Genomic DNA, 20463 nt, shown 5'->3' with positions numbered 1-20463 from the left:
TCAATAGTATAAAAGGTTGGTTACCTGAACAGCGATCGCATCAATCACAAAAATCCATAACGAAGCGGTGACCACTGCCGAATTAGCCGCGATGCCCACACTCTCAGTTCCCTTATTAGAGTTGTAACCCTTATAACATCCCACAAAACCAATAGCAAAGCCAAAAAATATGGTTTTGATGAATGCCGGTATGAAATCAACAAATTCAATGGAGGCTATACATTTTTGGAAGTAAAGGTAAAAGCTGATATCATCCGTAAGATTAATGGCTATATATCCGCCAAACAGGCCGATCACATCACCAATTAAGGTAAGCAGGGGCACCATAAAAGCGGTAGCAATAATGCGGGTCACCACCAGGTATTGTACCGGGTTAGCGCCCGATACTTCCATAGCGTCAATCTGTTCGGTAACTTTCATACTGCCCAGTTCGGCACCAATGCTGGATGCTATCTTGCCTGCACAAATGATGGCGGTAATAACCGGGCCTATCTCACGTATCAGCGCGATGGACAAGGTTCGCGGCAGCATGCTTTCGGCACCGAAATCAACCATGGTAGGCCGCAATTGTAATATGAGCACCAAGCCCATAATAAATGAAGTTATGCCTACCAGTGTTAACGATTTGTAACCAATTTCATAACACTGGCGAACAAATTCTGACCATTCAAAGCCACCAGCGAAAATATTGCGGACAAAGCGCGTAAAAAATACGCCCTGCTCGCCAATGCCTTCAAGCCACTTTTTCCATGCGGGTATTACCTGCTCTGCCATATTCGTCCAAATTATAATCAGCAACTACATACAAACATTCCCGTTTGTTTTAAGCAACATTGTTCATGACAAACACATGGATAATATGCGCGGAGCGGGCAGGTTACATAGGTACTTCGAGTATCAGTAAACGCGAGTGCGCAACGGTTTCAATGGTTACAGAACTGGTATCATAAACACCCAGTGCGTCTCTTTTGTTTAAAATTGCGCCTGCAATTTCAACGCTTCCCTCTAACAGGAAGATATAAGCTCCGTTTCCAGCCGTTTTCATATCATAATTGATGGTCTTTCCGGTTTCAAATTCGCCCATACTAAAGGTAGCATCCTGATTAATCCAAAGCGTGGCCTCATTTTGATCGGGAGATATTAGCATAGTTAATTCATTTAATTTAAGCGCGTCAATAAAGCTTTTCTGGTCATACCTTGGCTTGATGTTCTGTTCCTTCGGAAATAGCCATATCTGTAAGCTGCTGGTATCTTTATCGCGCAGCGGATTGTATTCGGAATGTGTTATACCCGTGCCTGCTGACATTACTTGCACTTCACCGGCTTTTATTATTCCTACATTGCCCATGCTGTCTTTATGTTCCAACGCACCGTCAAGCACAATGGTAATAATTTCCATGTTATCGTGCGGGTGCGCGCCAAACCCGCGGCCGCGGCCGATAATGTCGTCATTCAGTACGCGCAATGCACCAAAATGTATTTTTTCAGGATCATAATACGGACCGAAGCTAAATGAGAAGTTAGCCTTCAACCAGCCAATATCATTATAACCACGTTGATTAGCAGGATGAAATATCTTTTCCATATCAATGTTATTTAATATATGTTTAAACATTCAATATTTATTCCACAAATTTATTATATGTATTTTTGCATAATTTTTTCAACATTATGGCATACAAAGCGATTATAGCGGGCGCAAGCGGACTTATTGGCAGTAACTTACTGACCATGCTTTTGCAGCACCCTGAATATGATGAGGTTTTGGTGTTAACCCGCCGTCAGTTGCCGGTTGAGCATAAAAAGTTGATACAAGCGGTGATAGATTTTAACGACCTGGACAGATATAGTAATCTGATAAACGGGCATGTCCTGTTTTGTGCTTTGGGTACAACTCAAAAGCAAACGCCAGATCGTATTCAATACCGGCAGATAGATCATGACTACCCCGTTAAGTTGGCGCAATTAGCCGCTAAAAATGGTGTTAATGAGTATCATTTGATTTCTGCTATTGGAGCTAACTCCGCATCATCTAACTATTATTTGAAAACAAAAGGTGATGCAGAACTTGATGTAAAAGCTGCCGGTGTTAAAAGTACCTATATCTATCAGCCATCATTTTTAGAAGGTGATCGTGATGAGCCGCGTTTAGGTGAAAAAATTGCGAATGTAGTATTTGCGGTATTAAATCCTCTGCTGATAGGCGGCTTAAAAAAATACAAAAGCATAAAAGCTGAAACGGTAGCACGGGCAATGCTTAATCAATCATTAACTAACGACAACGGAGTGTTTGTGTACACTACCGAAAAAATAAAACAATTAGCGTGAGCACGTATATATCAGGAGAAAATTTAGGCCATTCGTTTCATGACCACTGGCTGTTTAGGAACATGACCATTGGTATTAACCGTGGGCGCAGGGTGGCCTTAGTGGGCGTTAACGGCGCGGGTAAATCAACCCTGCTCAAAATTTTATCAGGGCAGCTAATGCCTACCGAAGGCAAGGCTGTGCGTGCCCGCGATTTGCGAGTAGGTTACCTGGAGCAAGACCCTGACTTTAAAAGTGCTGTTACCATCAGCGATTATATTTTCAGCGAGGATAACATCCAGCAGCAATTAATAAGGCGCTATGAGGAATTATTAGAGAACGATCCTGAAAATAGTAAGGCGCTCGATAAAATAATGGAGGAGTTGAGTGAGGTTGATGCCTGGGAGTATGAGTATAAGATCAAGACCATTTTGGGCAGATTGGATATTCACCATCTCAATCAAAATATAGCATCATTATCCGGCGGACAAAAGAAACGTTTAGCGCTTGCCCGTTTACTAATCGAAGATCCGGAACTGTATATTTTGGATGAGCCTACCAACCACCTGGACATTGATACGATTGAATGGTTGGAGAAATTGCTTACTGAAGGCAACAAAACCATCCTGATGGTAACGCACGACCGATACTTTTTAGATAACGTTTGCAACGAGATTATCGAGATCGATAAAGGCCGCATATTTACTTATGCCGGCAACTACGGATATTTTCTGGAAAAGAAAGCTGAGCGGGAAGCCAACGATGAAGTGCAGTTTCAAAAAAACAGCAACCTGTTAAAGAAAGAGCTGGAATGGATGCGCAGGCAGCCGCAGGCACGTGGCACCAAATCGCAGGCGCGTATTAATGCTTTTTATGAGCTTGAGGATAAAACCAAGGGTGCAGGCCCAAAGGCGAAAGTTGAGCTTAGTGTTAAGACAGCAAGGCAAGGCAACAAAATAATGGAGCTTGAGCACGTGAATAAAAGCTTTAATGGCCAAACTATCGTCGAGGACTTTGATTATGTATTTAAAAAAGGCGATCGTATTGGTTTAGCCGGTAAAAACGGCAGTGGTAAGTCTACCCTATTGAACATGATCACCGGCAATTTATCACCCGATAAGGGTCAAGTGATCAAAGGTGAAACTACTGTATTAGGTTACTTCCATCAATCGGGCATTACTTTTAAGCCTGATGAAAGGGTGATTGATGTAGTAAAAAACGTTGCCGAGTATATTACGATGGCTGATGGTAAAACCATATCAGCATCACAACTCCTTACGCTGTTCTTATTTCCACCTAAAAAGCAACATAGCTTTATCAGTAACCTGAGTGGTGGTGAAAAGAAGCGCTTACAGTTGATGAGCATCCTGATGAAGAACCCCAACTTCCTGATACTGGATGAGCCAACCAATGATCTGGATATCGATACGCTGAACGTATTAGAGGAGTTTTTAACGGGATATAATGGCGTATTGATGCTTGTATCGCACGACCGTTATTTGCTTGATAAACTTACTGAGCAGCTTTTCATTATGCAAGGCAATGGCGATGTACGCATATTTAACGGTAATTATTCTGAATATCGTAACGAACTGGAAGCTGAAAAAATAGCCGAAAAACAAAAAGCTGAAGTTAAACCGGCACCAGCTCCTGTAGTTGCCGCACCTAAAAAGAATAAGCTTAGCTATAAGGAACAACGTGAGTACGAAGGATTAGAAAACGAAATAGCAAAGCTTGAAAACGATATTAAAGATCATAACGAGAAGCTAAACACATCAGGTTTAGGCAGTGAAGATTTAAATAAAATATTGGCTGACTTAGCTATATTAAACGACAAACTTGATGAGAAAAGTATGCGTTGGCTTGAGTTGACTGAACTGATTGAAGGATAATGTTCCACGTGGAACGTTCGTTATTGTTAAAAATTTATGTTCCACGTGGAACATGGAGGGAATATGTTTAAGAAATATGATGTAATAGTAGTGGGCGCAGGGCACGCAGGCTGTGAAGCGGCGGCAGCAGCAGCCAATATGGGTTCATCCGTACTGCTGGTCACTATGAACATGAATACGATTGCCCAAATGAGCTGCAACCCCGCTATGGGTGGCGTTGCTAAAGGGCAAATAGTGCGTGAGATAGATGCAATGGGTGGTTATTCAGGTATTATAACCGATAAAACATCTATCCAATTCAGGATGCTGAACCTAAGCAAAGGCCCGGCAATGTGGAGTCCACGCGCCCAAAGCGACCGCATGCGCTTTGCGGAAGAGTGGCGTTTAGCTTTGGAAAATACGCCGAACGTAGACTTCTGGCAGGATATGGTTAGCTCCTTATTAGTTAAAGGAAATACTGTATATGGCGTACGTACTTCAATAGGCGTTGAAATAGAAGCGAACTCTGTTGTACTCACTAATGGTACTTTTTTAAATGGCATTATTCACATCGGCGAAAAACGCTTTGGCGGTGGTCGCACCGGTGAAAAATCAGCTACCGGTTTAACCGAACAGTTAACTGAGTTAGGCTTTGAAGCCGGACGTATGAAAACCGGCACCCCACCCCGTGTTGATGGCCGCAGCCTGAATTATTCGTTAATGGAAGAACAGTGGGGCGATGAAGAAAGAGGTCGTTTTTCGTATACCGAAGTTGAGCAAATCCAAGAGCAACGCTGCTGCTGGATAACCTACACTAATTCCGATGTGCATGAAACTTTAAAAGAAGGCTTTGAGAAATCGCCCATGTTTACTGGCCGTATCAAAGGCTTAGGTCCGCGTTATTGCCCATCAATTGAAGATAAGATCAACCGTTTTGCAGAGCGCGAGCGTCATCAAATATTCGTGGAGCCAGAGGGCTTAAATACGGTTGAGATATACGTTAATGGCTTCTCAACCTCTTTACCGGAGGACGTACAATATAAAGCCTTGACCAAAATACCAGGGTTTGAAAATGCTAAAATGTTCCGTCCGGGTTATGCGATAGAATATGATTACTTCCCTCCTACGCAGTTAGGTTTAACGTTAGAAACCAAACTGATCAGCAATCTGTTCTTTGCCGGGCAAATCAACGGTACTACTGGTTATGAAGAAGCGGCATCACAAGGCTTTATTGCAGGCATAAACGCCCACCAGAAAGTACATAATAAACATGAACTGATCATGAAAAGATCAGAATCATATATAGGCGTATTGATCGACGATTTGGCAACAAAAGGAACCGAGGAGCCTTATCGTATGTTTACTTCGCGCGCTGAACATCGCTTACTACTTCGTCAGGACAACGCAGATATACGCTTGTCTCCTATCGGCCATGAACTCGGACTAATATCAGATGAGCGTTTACAAAAAGTAAATGATAAGATCAGAAACTCTGATAACATCGTGGCTTACACCAAATCAAAATCAATAGAACCAGCAAAAGTCAATAGCTTGTTAGATGAATTAGGAACAGCGCCGCTATCACAAAATGCCAAAATATTTAACTTAATCAGCAGGCCACAGGTATCTATAGATGATCTACGAAATACAGACGATGCATTTAATGAATTATTATCAGCTTATGACAAAGAAACTATTGAGCAGGCTGAAATAAAAATTAAATATGAGAGTTATTTTGAAAAGGAACTGGACATTGTTGCCCGGATGAAAAAAATGGAAGACAAAGAGATCAATCCTGATTTTAACTATCATCAACTGGTATCCGTATCAAAAGAAGCGCGCGAAAAATTAATGAAGATAAAACCTCGCACATTAGGCCAGGCTTCACGAATTTCGGGTGTTTCACCGTCGGATATATCAGTTTTGATGGTACATATAACAAAATAATATATAATTAACTGATTATTAGATATTTATAAAATCTCGCTTATAAGGCGTTAATTTTAATTTTTAATATCAGCGTTCATAAAAAATAGAAAATCGCTTATAAGCCTTAAAAATGCTGTCAAATAAAAAAGTAGCTGTTTTTACTAAAAATTTAACTTTTGTAACAGCCATTTTGTTGATGTGGAGCTGTGCCAACATGAAAAGACCGGAAGGCGGGCCCAGAGACCTCACTCCTCCTAAGTTAGTAAAGGCAACACCAGCAAATATGACCCGCAATTTTAACGCAAAACAAATTACACTGGAGTTTGACGAATTTTTTAAACTGAGCAATCAGTATCAGGAAATAAGCATGAGCCCTGCGCAGGAAAAACTGCCGGAATATAATATTCGGGGAACGAGCCTGGTGATCGACTTTAAAGACACCTTGCAGAAGAACACCACTTATGTAATTAATTTTGGAAAATCGATTGCGGATGTAAACGAATCGAACGCATTAAAAAATTTCACGTATGTATTCTCAACAGGGCCGCACATCGACTCGTTGAGTATAAGCGGATCGGTAACCAATACACAAACGCAGCAGAAAGAAAAGGATATCGCCGTTTTACTTTACCCTTTAAGCAAGGACACCGCATTTTACAAAAAGAAAAAGCCGGCCATATTCGCTTTGACGGATTCATCGGGCAATTTTAGTCTGAATAACCTCAAAGAAGACAGGTACCGTATTTATGCTTTGAAGGAAACATCGCCCAATAAGATATATGATAATGATGCGGAGTTAGTAGGTTTCATTAAAGACACCATTAATCTGACCAAAGATACATCGAACATACAACTCCGTATATTTCAGCAGGAGCCCACTAATTTTAGGTTTGTTGACCGTAGGTTTGATACAGACGGAAAAGTATTACTTGCATTTAATAAGCCTTTACAAAAGCCTTCCATAAAAATATTAAATCCTGCTAATCTCGATAATCAAAAGATACTGGAATACAGCAGCAAGCGCGATACGGCACTCATGTACATGCGTACGATGGATTTCGACTCGCTAAGTATTCAGGTGGCAGATAACAATAAGCCCTTAGATACGGTTGTACTACGCAAAAACCGGAAAGAAAGCTTTCAGAAAGTAGTTAAGCTAAGCTTTAATACGGGTAACGATAACAAGCTGAAACCAGGTACTGATCTGATTATAACGGCCAATTTACCTATCGAAACAATTAACAGTACGTTGATTACGCTTAAGGAAGATTCTGCTACTGTAAGCGGTTTTAATATAACCAAGGATAGCACATCGAGAAAATTATCAATGAAATATCGTTGGAAACAAAATGCCACCTACCAGGTAACCCTTGCTGACGACGCGTTGACGGATTTATTCGGTAATAAAAATAAAACCACCGGTAAAAAATTTGACATTGATAAGCCTGAAAATTATAGCATACTTACCTTAAAAATAACCGTACCGGAGCCTAATAAAAACTACGTTATTCAGTTATATCGAGATGAAAAAACCATTTTAAGAAGCGACGTAATTACCAAAAGCACATCTGTAGTATACAACAACTATATTAATGGGAAATACCACGTTAAAGTTATTTACGACGCCAATAAGAATGGCCGGTGGGATAGCGGTAATGTGAAAGAAGGCCGTCAGCCGGAGAATATCTGGTTATATGATAAAGAAATAACCCTTCGCCCTAACTGGGATGCAGAGGAAGCCATAAGTATTCCGAAAGAACCTGTTACTCCATAAACCAATCGGAGTACATAATGTAATTATTGGGCAAACGGATAAGCAATTCCCGTTGCTCATCGGTTAATGGTTTCATTTTTTTTGCGGGCGTACCGGCATATAGATAACCACTTTCACAAATAGTTTTCTCTAAAACCACTGAACCTGCCCCTATAATTACGAAAGGTTCTACCACCGCATCATCCATTACAATAGCGCCCATACCCACCAATACATGATCGTGTAGGGTACAACCATGCACTATGGCATTATGCCCAATGGAAACATTGTTACCAATATTAGTAGGCGCTTTTTGATAAGTCGCATGAATAACTGCACCATCCTGAATATTGCTGTTATTACCTATTTTTATATAATGCACATCACCCCTAACAACCGCATTAAACCATACAGAACAATTATCGCCCATAGTTACATCACCAACAATGGTACTGTTTTCGGCAATAAAACAATCTTTTCCCCAGCTTGGCGACTTATCTTTTACAGGCAAAATAACAGGCATATATAATTTGATTTATTGATTGACTGATTAATTTTATATGTTTGATTTATCAAGCGAAAATAGCTCAGCTGGTAGAGCATCAGTTTCCCAAACTGAAGGTCGCGGGTTCGAACCCCGTTTTTCGCTCAAACTTATATTACCGTATCATATAATTCAGCAGCATGTTCAGGGTAATCAGTAGTATAATGCAGCCCCCTGCTCTCCTTACGTAATGTAGCTGATTTTACAACAAGGTATGATACCTGTATCAAATTACGCAACTCACAAAGTTTAATGGATAGCTTGGTACGCTTATAAAACTCTTCGGTTTCTTCATATAAAAGACCCAAACGGCGCATCGCCCTTTCCAGCCTGAAATCCGAACGAACGATACCTACATAATCATTCATAACCTTTTGCATTTCACGTACATTATGGGTTACCAATATATCTTCGTTTGATAATTGTACACCTTTTTCATCCCAATCCGGTATAGTATCCGGAATCACCGCTGTTTCAAAAGATTTAACTGCATCTTCGTATATGCGATGGGCAAACACAAGCGCCTCCAATAATGAATTTGATGCGAGACGATTAGCACCATGTAAACCTGTTGATGAACATTCGCCGCAGGCATATAACCTTAATATAGACGATCGGCCAACGTGATCTACTGAAATACCACCACACATATAATGACAAGCCGGAGCCACAGGAATCATATCCCGGGTCATATCTAAACCTATATCTAAACACTTGGCATATATGTTAGGGAAGTGCTGTATAATATCCGCTTTGCTACGATGACGAATATCCAGGTACACATAATCTTCGCCCGATTTTTTGATCTCAGAATCGATGGCGCGTGCAACCACATCACGGGGAGCTAATGATTTACGTTCATCATACTCCTGCATAAATTCTTCGCCATTGGTACGTTTTAATATGCCACCAAAACCACGCACAGCTTCAGATATTAAAAAGGAAGGATATTCGCCCGGGTTATATAAGGCCGTTGGATGGAATTGAATGAACTCCATATTACGGACCTTACCTTTTGCACGATATACCATGGCCACACCATCACCGGTTGCTATAGTAGGATTTGTAGTTACTGAATATATATGCCCCGCACCACCGGAAGCCATTACAGTAACCTTTGACAGTATTTTTTCTACCTCATTGGTTTCCGTGTTAAAAGCATATATACCGTAGCAGGTAATGTCTTTTGATGACTTATCCACAAACTCACCTAAATGGTGCTGTGTAATCAAATCTACGGCAAAATAATGCGTAAGTATTTCGATATTAGGGTTTTGATGTATTTGGGCTAACAAAGCGCGTTCTATTTCAAAACCAGTTATGTCTTTATAATGTAGTACCCTGAATTCAGAGTGGCCGCCCTCTTTTGCCAGGTCATAAATACCATCGTTTGTCTTGTCGAAATTGGTTCCGTAATCAATAATTTCATTAATTCGCTCCGGCCCCTCCTTAACAACTATTTCCACAACTTCAGGGTCACATAGCCCATCACCGGCGATAAGGGTATCTTTTATGTGCTTTTCAAACGAATCTTCTTTTTTATCCACAACCACCGCAACACCGCCCTGGGCATACTTAGTGTTTGATTCATCTTCATTTGCCTTTGTAACTATCAGTACCTTACCATGCTTTGCAGCCTTAAGTGCAAAACTTAGTCCGGCGATGCCTGAACCTATTACCAGGAAATCCACATTTCGGGTCATATAATATGTATAGATGTGTAAAAGTAATACTTGTGTTAGTAAGCGGGGTAAAACATGTTAATTTTGTGTAAGTAAAAAAATAATAAACTATAAACACGTGGATAACCCGTAATTTTACGCTGTTGATCGACAAATTTTGCGGGACTTATCAGCATTACAAACATCGAATTCAACATTTTTAACACAGCGAAAATATTAACATAAAAGTTTATTAAATAAATCTTGTTTATCATACCAATCTAATTTTCAATTCACTGAATAAAATTTAATTGGAATAAGATGTTAATAACTATGTGAAAACAACTTTTCGCTCATTTTGTACCATTAGTTTTTAACAAAACTAACAGCTTAATAAACTATAGTTTTCTTACTTATATTAAAAAGTGTTGTTTTTATTGATTTGTTGAAATGGATATCTTCGAAGAAATAAATGTGAAGGGTTTTATGGAGGAAGCGATCGATCCGACGCTTGACCTTTTCGCTGAAATTGAAAAATTAAAAAAGCAAAAAAATGCGGTCATACTTGCCCACTATTATCAGGACGGCGATATACAGGATATAGCCGACTATATTGGAGATAGCTTGGGCTTATCGCAACAGGCCGCGAAAACCGATGCTGACATCATCGTGTTTGCAGGTGTGCATTTTATGGCCGAAACAGCCAAAATATTATCGCCAGGCAAAAAAGTATTATTGCCCGACGTTAAAGCAGGTTGCTCGCTGGCCGATAGTTGCCCGCCGCATCTGTTTAAAAAATTCAAGGAGCAATACCCTGATCATCTGGTAATTACCTATGTGAACTGTACTGCCGAACTGAAAGCTTTAAGCGATATCGTTTGTACATCAAGTAATGCGGTGCAAATTGTAGAAAGCTTGCCGAAAGATCAGAAGATCATCTTCGGGCCTGATAAAAATCTTGGCGCGTACGTAGCCAAAAAAACAGGCCGCGACCTGGTGTTATGGAATGGTGCCTGTATGGTGCACGAAATTTTTTCGCGTGAAAAAATAACCCGTCTAAAAGAGCGCCATCAGGGTGTAAAGCTGTTAGCACACCCTGAATGCGAGGAAGTTATATTGGAAATGGCTGATTATATCGGCTCAACAACCGGTATATTAAAATACGCGACCAATTCCCCTGATAAGGAATTTATTGTAGCGACAGAATCGGGCATATTACATCAGATGCAGAAGGAAAACCCGGATAAAACATTTATTCCGGCACCGCCTAATAACAATTGCGCTTGTAATGATTGTCCGCACATGAAACGTAATACGCTTGAAAAGCTTTACCTGTGCCTTAAAAATGAATTACCAGAAGTAACTGTACCTGAACATATTATAAAGGATGCAGTTAAACCTATTGAGCGTATGCTTGTCATATCTGCGCAACTGGGGCTATAATTTATTATAATATGTTTGATAATATAGATCGTACCAACATACAGGAGTTAGGCGAATTCGGCCTGATAAAACACCTTACTCAAAATATAAAACTTAAACAGCCGTCAAGCTTAAAGGGCGTGGGCGACGATGCCGCGGTGCTTGATCCGGCAGGTAAAAAGGTACTGGTATCGACCGATATGCTTTTGGAGGGCATACACTTTGATTTGGCGTATACTCCACTAAAGCATTTAGGCTATAAAGCCATACAGGTAAACCTGAGTGATATTTATGCTATGAATGGCACAGCTACCCAGGTAACAGTATCATTAGGTTTATCGAGCAAATTCCCTTTAGAGGCTGTTGAGGAACTTTATGAAGGTATGTACATCGCTTGCGAAAAGTACAATGTAGATATTATTGGCGGTGATACTACGTCATCAAAACAAGGCCTGGTGATCAGCGTAACCTCTATTGGTTACGCTGACGACAAGGATATAGTTTACCGTAATACAGCTGAAGAAGGTGACCTGATCTGTGTATCCGGTGACTTAGGTGGTGCCTACATGGGCTTGCAATTGCTGGAGCGTGAAAAACTGGTTTACCTGGAAAACCCAAACATTCAGCCTGACCTGGAGGGTAAGGATTATATTGTTGAACGGCAATTAAAACCCGAAGCACGCCGTGATATTGTGGAATTATTAAGGGAGATAGATGTTAAACCTACAGCCATGATCGATGTGTCTGACGGATTAGCGTCCGAAGTATTACATATTTGTAAGCAAAGCGACAAAGGCTGTAATATTTACGAGGAAAAAATACCGATCGACCCTATGACCTATGAAACAGCCCGGGAGTTTAACCTCGACCCTACCGTGTGCGCCCTGAGTGGCGGCGAGGATTATGAGCTGCTGTTTACCGTTAAACAAGCCGATTACGACAAAATAAAGTTCAAGATGGACTTCACCATCATTGGCCATATTACCGAAGCTTCTGCAGGCTGTAATTTGATCAGCAAAACCGGCAATGTACACGAGTTGACCGCACAGGGCTGGAATGCCTTTAAAAATTAAAATCAATATAAAATGAAAACAACCTTCCTAACCTTATCACTGCTGGTGTCAGTATTGTTTGCCAATGCGCAAAAATCTGTAATATTTAAACTGAAGTATCTGCCGGGACGAAACTATCTATCTAACATGCAGATGAAAATGAGCATGAAGATGGATTTGGACGGGGATTCTGCTTCCGTTGCTAAAGCGAAAGGATCCGGTACAGATTTTCCGATCATAATGGATATGACGGCGGATATGGAAATGACAATGAAAACGAATAATAAGCTGACAACGGCCGGATCATTACCTTTTTTGATGAATTATAACAAGGCCGATGTTGCTGCGACAATGAATGGTAAAACCCTACCGATACCTAATAATCAATTTAAGGATCAAAAAGTGTATGGTACTTGTGTAGATAATTCCGTGCTAAGGATTGACTCAGTCCCAGGAAAGAATATTGATGAAGCCAGAAAGATCATGTTTGCTAAAACATTGAATGATATAACCAGTCAACTCAAGTTTCCTGATAAACCGATTGCGGTAGGCGAATCATTTATGATGGAGGTGCCCATGTCAATGCCTGTAAACGGAAGCAATATGCAAATGATGATTAAGGTGAATTATAAAGTTACTGACATAAAAAATGGTATAGCTTATTGTGATCTTATTTTAAATACCTCGGTGGATATGAATGCTCAGCCATCTGCAATGAAAATGAAGGGAAGCGGAACAGGTAAAATGCAGTATTCTATTAAAGATCAATTTTTTACAAACATGACGCAGGATTTTGCTTTTTCGTATAGTATGAATATGAATGATGTTACCATGAAAGGTGACGCAAAAATGAATAGCGTTTACGACATGAAAATTTCAAACGGAGTAAATTAATAGCTCATATCAAAATATGTTACTGATTGTTTAGCAGACTGCAATTGATAAGCGGAACTGGTAATATATATGTTTGCTGTGCAAGGATTGAAAATCATCGACAATAATTAAAGTTTGAAGATTAGCCGAAATCTTCAAACTTTAATTTAACTATATCATGTATCTTAATAGCTGGATGTTCGTAACTTTTTTCTGGTGTGTCAAGTAGTTTAATTTCTTTACCTCCAGCAAAACCTAATTTATAGCCAATATTATCCTGAGTAGTTAAAAAAACATTGTCATATTCTTTATCTAAAGCCGGGATATAAAGCATCACCTTTTTATTGGCACTTTTTTCAGTTATCCATTCGTCATTACTTTTTGTTGTAGCCCATGCCCGAACATCTGCATTCCATTTAATATCTGTTGGATATTCAAAGTAGTTTACAGCGAAACAAAATGTAGTAAAGTCGATATCATATGGAAAGGTAATTGAAAATTTATTATTGCCAATTTGTGTCAAGCGCAAAATAGCGGTATATGATTCATTGTTATATGTCTTGCAAAAATCAGTGATCGCCTCCCGTACATCGTCTATAGAGGCGTTGTTGATAATAATAATCTTATCATTTTCTTTTAAAACTGCTGGCTTGGTAGCAGGGCCAGGCCGTTTATAGTTTAGCGTGTTGTTTTTTTGTGAAGCAAGGTATTTAAGTGCGAATGCAATTATTAAAATAATGGCGGCTATTATTAAAACTTTTATCATGTTATGTGACAGTATTTATATTTATCATGCTGAAATAAGAAAGCCGCTTAATTAAGCGGCTTTCTTATAAAGTATTTTAATCTTACATTTTCGGCATCCGGCGCATCATGTTGGCCATGGCTGCCGGGTTGCTCATTTGTTTCATCACCTTACGCATATCTTCAAACTGTTTTATCAGCCTGTTCACCTCGCCAATGTCAGTACCCGAGCCTTTGGCTATACGTGTACGGCGGCTTTGGTTAATGCTGTCGGGGTTTTCCTTCTCAAACGGTGTCATAGATTGTATGATGGCTTCAACTGCTTTAAAAGCATTATCATCAACCTCAACGTCCTTCATCATTTTACCTACGCCCGGTATCATACCCATCAGATCCTTCATATTACCCATTTTTTTGATCTGCTGTATCTGGCTATAAAAATCGTTAAAGTCAAACTTGTTCTTACGTATTTTTTTCTGAAGCTCGGCGGCTTGTTTCTCGTCAAACTGCTGTTGCGCGCGTTCAACCAGTGATACCACGTCGCCCATACCTAAAATACGCGAGGCCATACGGTCAGGATGGAAAACGTCCAGCGCTTCCATCTTTTCGCCCGTACCTATAAATTTGATAGGCTTGTTTACTACCGATTTAATTGAAAGTGCAGCACCACCACGGGTATCACCATCAAGCTTGGTTAATACAACGCCGGTAAAGTCAAGCCTGTCATTAAAAGTTTTGGCTGTATTTACCGCGTCCTGGCCGGTCATGGAATCCACCACGAACAATATCTCATGCGGATTAGTAGCGGCTTTAACCTGATCTATCTCCACCATCATGGCCTCGTCAATAGCTAAACGGCCGGCGGTATCAATAATTACTACGTTATTGCCTTGCTGCTTAGCCAGGGCTATACCCTCTTTAGCTATGCCAATAGGATCTTTAGATTCCAGGTTAGCATAAACCGGAACACCTATTTGCTCACCTAAAACCTGCAACTGATCAATAGCCGCGGGGCGGTAAACGTCGCCGGCAACCAGTAAAGGTTTTTTGTTTTTTTGCGTTTTAAGGAAGTTGGCCAGCTTACCGGTAAAGGTGGTTTTACCCGCACCGTTCAAACCAGCTATCAATATAATAGTTGGCGTAGCCGGGAAGCTGATATCTGTAGCTGTACCACCCATTAAGGCGGTCAGCTCATCGTTCATGATCTTGGTAAGCAACTGCCCCGGCGATATAGTGGTCAACACATTTTCGCCCAGCGCTTTTTGTTTTACCTCGTCAGTAAAGGCTTTGGCTGTTTTATAGTTTACGTCGGCATCCAGAAGGGCTTTACGTATTTCCTTCATGGTTTCGGCCACATTTATTTCGGTGATCGATCCCTGTCCCTTCAGGACTTTAAACGCCCTGTCTAATTTATCCGAAAGATTTTCAAACATTGTGTATACCTCTGTTTTTGAGGTTGCAAAGTTAACAATTAGTTGTGAGTTATGTGTGGCTTATATTATACCCTTATTTATGGGAATTTATATAATATGCCCAAAGCCAAACCCTCGGTAGCCTGGATATCATTTGAGGTATCTTTATTGTAAAGTACCGTGCCGTTAATGGTTACGTTTATCAGCTTATTCACGCGTGCCAGTAAGGTGGCATCTAAACGGTGGTTGGTATAAGCTATTGGCCTGCCGTATGGAATGAATAGCGCGTAACGCCAATTCAGGTGCAGGTTTTGCATGATATCCTTGTCAAATAAAGCAATGGCCTGGAATGCGAGCTCGTTACGTATGGTTTTGCCTATAGGTACACCATAATTACCGGGTTGGGTACGGTATATGGTGGTATCGAGCACTAAGGTTTGGCGGGCCGTACCGGTACCTATACGTAGATCAAAAAACCGCGATGGTTTGTACTCCAAACCGAATGATTCTGTAATATAACCAGGCGACATAAATTTAGAGATCAATATCGGCGGGTTGGGATCAGGGTATTGAAAACCCTTATCAACCTGCGACTCCAAACTTAATGAGCCGAACAGATACCAGTTTTGTGATAATTTGGTGGATAGTTTGTTATCAATAAAAATACGGTCGTTTGTTTTACGAGCGCCCTGCCCCTTGTTTTTTGACCGTCCGTATAGAAAGTTAACTTCTGCCGTGTATATAAATGGCGATTTATTGTACTCCGTTCGGTAAATAATGTTGGTACCTACCGCAACAGCACTTACACCACCCGCGGCCCAGTTACTGCTGAATGCCGATTGGTTGAAGTTGATAGCTACTGTAAACCATTTTCGCCAGCGCTTAATTTCATAATCAGGCATATTTACCGGTATGTATTCCGGTTGCAACTGCATTGGCCTTATGCGTAATGGCAACGCGTTTTTACGCGGCTCAATACGATACCTGTTGATCAGGTTGGTATCTACCTTAAATGTATCAACCTTGGCGCTATCGGTTTTAACACTGTCTGTTTGTGCAAATACGCCGGTTGCCAGGCATAGGCCGATGATAATTAATGCGGGTACTTTTTTAATCATAGATAACCGTTTAACAGCACCGCCTATTGCGGTTGGGCCAAATTTAGTTATTTGTTTATAAATAGAAACGCCACCACCAAAAGCCGCGATTTTTAGCATAAACGAGGTTTTCTTCATTTTGATATGCTTCGCGCTCAAATACGATGTTTTTATAGGCCTGGTAATGATTGCGATATTTTATCAAATTAAGAAGATAATTAAACAGATAGGCAATGTAAAAAAATATAACGAGCATTTCCTGCTGTTGTTTAATGTGGATCATCTCGTGATGTATGATCACTCTATCATTCGCCGCGTTTTTATGGTTAACTAATATAAACGGGTAAAGGGCCATGCCGGTAACGCGCAATTTTTTTACTACAATTACAGGGTACCTCATTTGCTGGGTTCAAGCGGCGATACGGTAAAATTACCCGGGTTGCGCATATACCTTTTATAGCTGTTGCGCACATACTTTACAAACTCGTAATCACTCGCGGTAGTAACAAGGTAGTAGCCGGGGCGATATTTTTGCATAAAATCCGTCAGTTGATCGTCTTTGAGGCCGGTTACGTTGCTTACAAAGGTGCGGTTAAAACGGTAATCAATCACATTTTGATGGTAATCGCGCTCAATAACCTCTTTAAGTTTTTCAGCATTGCGGCCGCTGCGGCTAAGCGCGTTATAAAGGGCATCAATACCAATGCCGGCACCCATGCCGTATGGTGAAGTTGTGAGCAAATCGGGGTTTGATGATGGGCCGTATAAACGCGTATAATCTCGGCGGGTAGCGGCCATCCATTTTTCAGGGTTTATCAACTTATCATTGATACGTACTTCCTGTAATTGAATGCCGGTTGTCCGTAAGTTAACAGCTAATGATTTTTTGTCGGTTATTTTAACGGTATCAATAAAATAACCCTCCTTTGAAAAAACCAAACGATCACCAATAGATGCATCTATACTAAACTCGCCTTTTAAATTATTGTAAACAGCTTGCCCGTTATCAATATTACGAATGTTTACCTTGGCAATACGGTCATTAGCCCCCTTATCAAACACAATACCCTCAACCTTTTTATCCTGCGCATAAGCACCTGCACCTATAAACAAAGGCAGCACCAAAAGCCATATTTTCATTACAGCTTTAAAACTAACCATTTGTATAGTCTGGAAACGCATTTTTAACAGATATTAACAGTAAGTTACGGAATAACTACCAGTTTTTGGCCAATTTTTATGCCATCATCCGTAATGTTGTTAAGGGTTTTTAACTGGTCAACTGTTAATGAAAAACGCTTGGATATATTGTAAAGTGTATCGCCCTGTTTTACAATATAAGTTTTATCAACCGGGGTATCTTTGGCTACACTATCGGTAACGGGTTGGTTAATATTATTGTTGATATCAGCTAATACTCGGTCCTCCCTTTTTATTTTTTGAATTTCGGTTTCCGGGCGATCAAACTGATCCAGATTGTAACGTTTGATAACACTGATCAACAATTGCGGGTAGCGCGGATTTGTGGCATATCCGGCGGCTTTTAAGCCATATGCCCAACCTTCGTAATCATTTTTTTCAAGCTCGAACAACTTCGCATAACGCTTTTTCTTAAGAAATTCTGAATGATCGCGGAAGGAGTCCTCCGGATTATTATAAACCCGGAAGCAATCATTGGCATTATCGTCGTCTTTATAATAGCCTTTACCGCCCCAGTCGCCGGTACATTTAATACCGAAGTGATTATTGGCTACCTTGGCCAGCTCGCCATTACCATTGCCCGACTCGAACATGCCTTGCGCCAGGGTAATACTGGCAGGGATGCCATACAAATTCATCTCGGTAATGGCTATACCTTTAAATCGCTCAATGTATTGTTGGGGAGTATAATTGCTATAATTTAAAATAGCATCCTTATTAGCCTTTTGTATGCTCTTGTTATTTTTACGGGCCTGCCTGTTGCTTATCCCTTTTTTACGGGACGAACATGAGGACAATGCTATAGCGGCAACTATAAATAGTAGAAGAATTTTACGCATACGGGTACTTTAGTAATGGCTAACGAATGGGCCAAAATTAAAGTATTTTTTATTTTTCGGTATTTTGGGCAAGCTGCTTAGGCTCGGGCACGCTATCAAGCTCGTTCAATCCGTATCTTTTAATGATACCGATAACTTGTGATGACCATTTTTTACTGCTGCAATAGCCGCTGCGTTGTATGCCTTTTGCCCAACCTTTGTAATCATGCTGGGTAAGTTTATCACCCAAATGACTGAATTGTTTACGCTGCGTAAGTACGCGGGCGAAATCATTAAATGATTCAAGTACAGAATCGTATTTTTTGTAGCTGGTGCGTACTTTACGTTTCTTTTTATAGTAAACTGTACGGGTACTGCCCTTTATTCCAAACTGATTGTTTAGTTTTTTAGCGATGGTAGAGTTACCATTACCTGATTCATGCATGGCTACGGCCATAATAATGCTGGCCGGTATGCCTGTTTCGTGCATAATGCTTATGGCATTATCTTTGAACTGTTCTATGTACGATTGTGAAGTATTTTGCGCGAATGACGCAATTGAGAAAATTGAGAACAGTGTAACGAATAAGAGTTTCTTCATAATTACTTTTTTCTGATGAGCAACAAGCCATCACGTACGGGCAGAATTAATTTTTCAACCCTTGTGTCAACAGCTATCTGCTCATTTAGTTTGCGGAAGCTCTCTGTGTCGGCATCGTTTTGATGTGCATCATACACTTTCCCTTTCCACAAAACATTATCAATAATTAGCAATCCTCCGGATCTGACTTTATCAATTAAAAGTTCAAAGTAAGTAAAATTATTTTTCTTATCCGCATCAATAAACACTATATCAATGTTTTGCCAATTATTTTGTGCTATAATCTGCTCTGCCGCGCCAAAATGGACATTTATTTTTTTCTCCACATTTGTGAGTTTTAAATGTGAATTTATCATTTCTTCCATTTCATGATTTACCTCAATAGTGTGCAAAATGCCACCCTCCGCCAGCCCCTCGGCAAGGCATATTGCCGAATATCCGGTGTAAGTTCCTAATTCCACAATCAGTTTAGGCTGCATCATTTTACTTAGCATGCTCAACAGTCTGCCCTGGTAATGCCCGCTTAGCATATTGGGTTTTAACACCTTTAAATGTGTGTTGCGATTAATTTTTTTTAGTGCTTCAGGCTCATTGTCGGTGTGGTTTTCGAGATAATTGATTAGCGAGGGATTGAATATTTCCATTTTGTCTTAAACCTTGATTTGTGGGATTAATTGATTTTAGGATTTTCGGCAGAGAATAGTAGCTAATTAAGCTCTCGACATATAAGATTGCAACAATATCACCGCCGACACCGTGTCCACCAACTCCTTATTCTGCCGGGCCTTTTTACCCATGCCGCTTTGGGCTATTACTGCAGAGGCCATTTTTGAGGTAAAGCGCTCATCCAACATTTCGACAGGTATTTCAGGGAAAGTCTTTTTCAGCAGGTTAACAAAGCCTTTTACATGTATGGCCGATTGCGATGGCGTGTTGTCCATCTGCTTGGGTTCGCCTACAATAAAGCGTTCCACCTGCGCGGTTTGCAGGTATTTTTTCAGGTAGTCTATAATGTGCATCGGGTGTACGGTATCCAACCCGGTAGCGATGATTTGCAACGGATCGGTTACTGCTATGCCTATGCGTTTGGTGCCGTAATCAAATGCCATTAACCTCATTTTGTAGCTTTATAAGTTGGGCCAAAGGTACGGTATATAGCTGCTTAACTAAAATCACATA

At 40.5% G+C, this 20463-nt stretch carries 20 protein-coding genes and 1 tRNA gene; 8 read left to right on the top strand and 13 right to left on the bottom strand.

Going from position 1 to position 20463, the window contains the following annotated elements:
- On the bottom strand, positions 1-774 hold the full coding sequence (locus LT679_RS12905) for an MlaE family ABC transporter permease (RefSeq protein WP_232178007.1): 774 nt from the start codon (positions 772-774) through the stop codon (positions 1-3).
- A gap of 103 nt (positions 775-877) precedes the next feature.
- The gene (locus LT679_RS12900; RefSeq protein WP_232178006.1) at positions 878-1585 is read right to left on the bottom strand and encodes a pirin family protein; all 708 of its coding nucleotides are present in this window, start codon (positions 1583-1585) and stop codon (positions 878-880) included.
- 86 nt (positions 1586-1671) lie between these two features.
- Between LT679_RS12900 and LT679_RS12895 the strand changes: the two genes are divergently transcribed.
- From LT679_RS12895 to LT679_RS12880, 4 genes are all read left to right on the top strand, one after another.
- Entirely contained in the window at positions 1672-2328 is a 657-nt protein-coding gene (locus LT679_RS12895; RefSeq protein ID WP_232178005.1) for an NAD(P)H-binding protein, read from the top strand.
- The gene (locus LT679_RS12890; RefSeq protein ID WP_232178004.1) at positions 2325-4199 is read left to right on the top strand and encodes an ABC-F family ATP-binding cassette domain-containing protein; all 1875 of its coding nucleotides are present in this window, start codon (positions 2325-2327) and stop codon (positions 4197-4199) included. The genes LT679_RS12895 and LT679_RS12890 overlap by 4 nt, the downstream gene beginning before the upstream one ends.
- 63 nt (positions 4200-4262) lie before the next feature.
- Positions 4263-6125 (top strand): tRNA uridine-5-carboxymethylaminomethyl(34) synthesis enzyme MnmG, encoded by a 1863-nt coding sequence (mnmG, locus tag LT679_RS12885; protein WP_232178003.1) that lies wholly within the window; start codon positions 4263-4265, stop codon positions 6123-6125.
- A gap of 196 nt (positions 6126-6321) precedes the next feature.
- Complete coding sequence (locus LT679_RS12880; protein WP_232178002.1) at positions 6322-7881, top strand: Ig-like domain-containing protein; 1560 nt, start codon at positions 6322-6324, stop codon at positions 7879-7881.
- On the opposite strand, the gene LT679_RS12875 is transcribed toward LT679_RS12880, so the two are convergent.
- Positions 7871-8383 (bottom strand): gamma carbonic anhydrase family protein, encoded by a 513-nt coding sequence (locus LT679_RS12875; RefSeq protein WP_232178001.1) that lies wholly within the window; start codon positions 8381-8383, stop codon positions 7871-7873. The genes LT679_RS12880 and LT679_RS12875 overlap by 11 nt on opposite strands.
- 53 nt (positions 8384-8436) lie before the next feature.
- Here LT679_RS12875 and LT679_RS12870 point away from each other — a divergent pair.
- Positions 8437-8509 (top strand) — tRNA-Gly (locus LT679_RS12870).
- Positions 8510-8514: 5 nt separating this feature from the next.
- On the opposite strand, the gene nadB is transcribed toward LT679_RS12870, so the two are convergent.
- Positions 8515-10107: an L-aspartate oxidase gene (gene nadB / locus LT679_RS12865; protein ID WP_232178000.1), complete on the bottom strand. Its 1593-nt coding sequence runs from the start codon at positions 10105-10107 to the stop codon at positions 8515-8517.
- Positions 10108-10515: 408 nt separating this feature from the next.
- Here nadB and nadA point away from each other — a divergent pair, with 408 nt between their 5' ends.
- Genes nadA through LT679_RS12850 form a run of 3 tightly spaced genes read left to right on the top strand, consistent with a single transcriptional unit; the run spans position 10516 to position 13433 of the window.
- The gene (nadA, locus tag LT679_RS12860) at positions 10516-11508 is read left to right on the top strand and encodes a quinolinate synthase NadA (RefSeq protein ID WP_232177999.1); all 993 of its coding nucleotides are present in this window, start codon (positions 10516-10518) and stop codon (positions 11506-11508) included.
- Positions 11509-11519: 11 nt separating this feature from the next.
- On the top strand, positions 11520-12560 hold the full coding sequence (thiL, locus tag LT679_RS12855; RefSeq protein WP_232177998.1) for a thiamine-phosphate kinase: 1041 nt from the start codon (positions 11520-11522) through the stop codon (positions 12558-12560).
- Between the two features lie 12 nt (positions 12561-12572).
- Complete coding sequence (locus tag LT679_RS12850) at positions 12573-13433, top strand: hypothetical protein (RefSeq protein WP_232177997.1); 861 nt, start codon at positions 12573-12575, stop codon at positions 13431-13433.
- Between the two features lie 121 nt (positions 13434-13554).
- On the opposite strand, the gene LT679_RS12845 is transcribed toward LT679_RS12850, so the two are convergent.
- The 9 genes from LT679_RS12845 to ruvX form a co-directional block, all read right to left on the bottom strand.
- A complete protein-coding gene (locus LT679_RS12845; RefSeq protein ID WP_232177996.1) occupies positions 13555-14178 on the bottom strand; it encodes a hypothetical protein in 624 nt (207 codons plus the stop codon).
- An 82-nt stretch (positions 14179-14260) separates the two neighbouring features.
- Positions 14261-15589: a signal recognition particle protein gene (gene ffh, locus LT679_RS12840; protein ID WP_232177995.1), complete on the bottom strand. Its 1329-nt coding sequence runs from the start codon at positions 15587-15589 to the stop codon at positions 14261-14263.
- A gap of 77 nt (positions 15590-15666) precedes the next feature.
- On the bottom strand, positions 15667-16803 hold the full coding sequence (locus LT679_RS12835) for a DUF3078 domain-containing protein (protein ID WP_232177994.1): 1137 nt from the start codon (positions 16801-16803) through the stop codon (positions 15667-15669).
- Complete coding sequence (locus LT679_RS12830; protein WP_232177993.1) at positions 16742-17065, bottom strand: hypothetical protein; 324 nt, start codon at positions 17063-17065, stop codon at positions 16742-16744. Before LT679_RS12830 ends, LT679_RS12835 begins: the two co-directional genes overlap by 62 nt.
- Positions 17062-17805: a carboxypeptidase-like regulatory domain-containing protein gene (locus tag LT679_RS12825; protein ID WP_232177992.1), complete on the bottom strand. Its 744-nt coding sequence runs from the start codon at positions 17803-17805 to the stop codon at positions 17062-17064. Before LT679_RS12825 ends, LT679_RS12830 begins: the two co-directional genes overlap by 4 nt.
- A 65-nt stretch (positions 17806-17870) precedes the next feature.
- Positions 17871-18704: a glucosaminidase domain-containing protein gene (locus tag LT679_RS12820; protein ID WP_232177991.1), complete on the bottom strand. Its 834-nt coding sequence runs from the start codon at positions 18702-18704 to the stop codon at positions 17871-17873.
- 49 nt (positions 18705-18753) lie between these two features.
- A complete protein-coding gene (locus LT679_RS12815; RefSeq protein WP_232177990.1) occupies positions 18754-19284 on the bottom strand; it encodes a glycoside hydrolase family 73 protein in 531 nt (176 codons plus the stop codon).
- Positions 19285-19286: 2 nt separating this feature from the next.
- Positions 19287-19928, bottom strand: coding sequence for an O-methyltransferase (locus LT679_RS12810; protein WP_232177989.1), 642 nt, complete (start codon positions 19926-19928; stop codon positions 19287-19289).
- 66 nt (positions 19929-19994) lie between these two features.
- Positions 19995-20402 (bottom strand): Holliday junction resolvase RuvX, encoded by a 408-nt coding sequence (ruvX, locus tag LT679_RS12805; RefSeq protein ID WP_232177988.1) that lies wholly within the window; start codon positions 20400-20402, stop codon positions 19995-19997.
- Between the last annotated feature and the right edge of the window lie 61 nt (positions 20403-20463).

The sequence above is a fragment of the Mucilaginibacter roseus genome (assembly GCF_021215455.1).
GTDB lineage: Bacteria > Bacteroidota > Bacteroidia > Sphingobacteriales > Sphingobacteriaceae > Mucilaginibacter > Mucilaginibacter roseus.
This window is presented reverse-complemented; position numbering and strand designations above follow the sequence as displayed.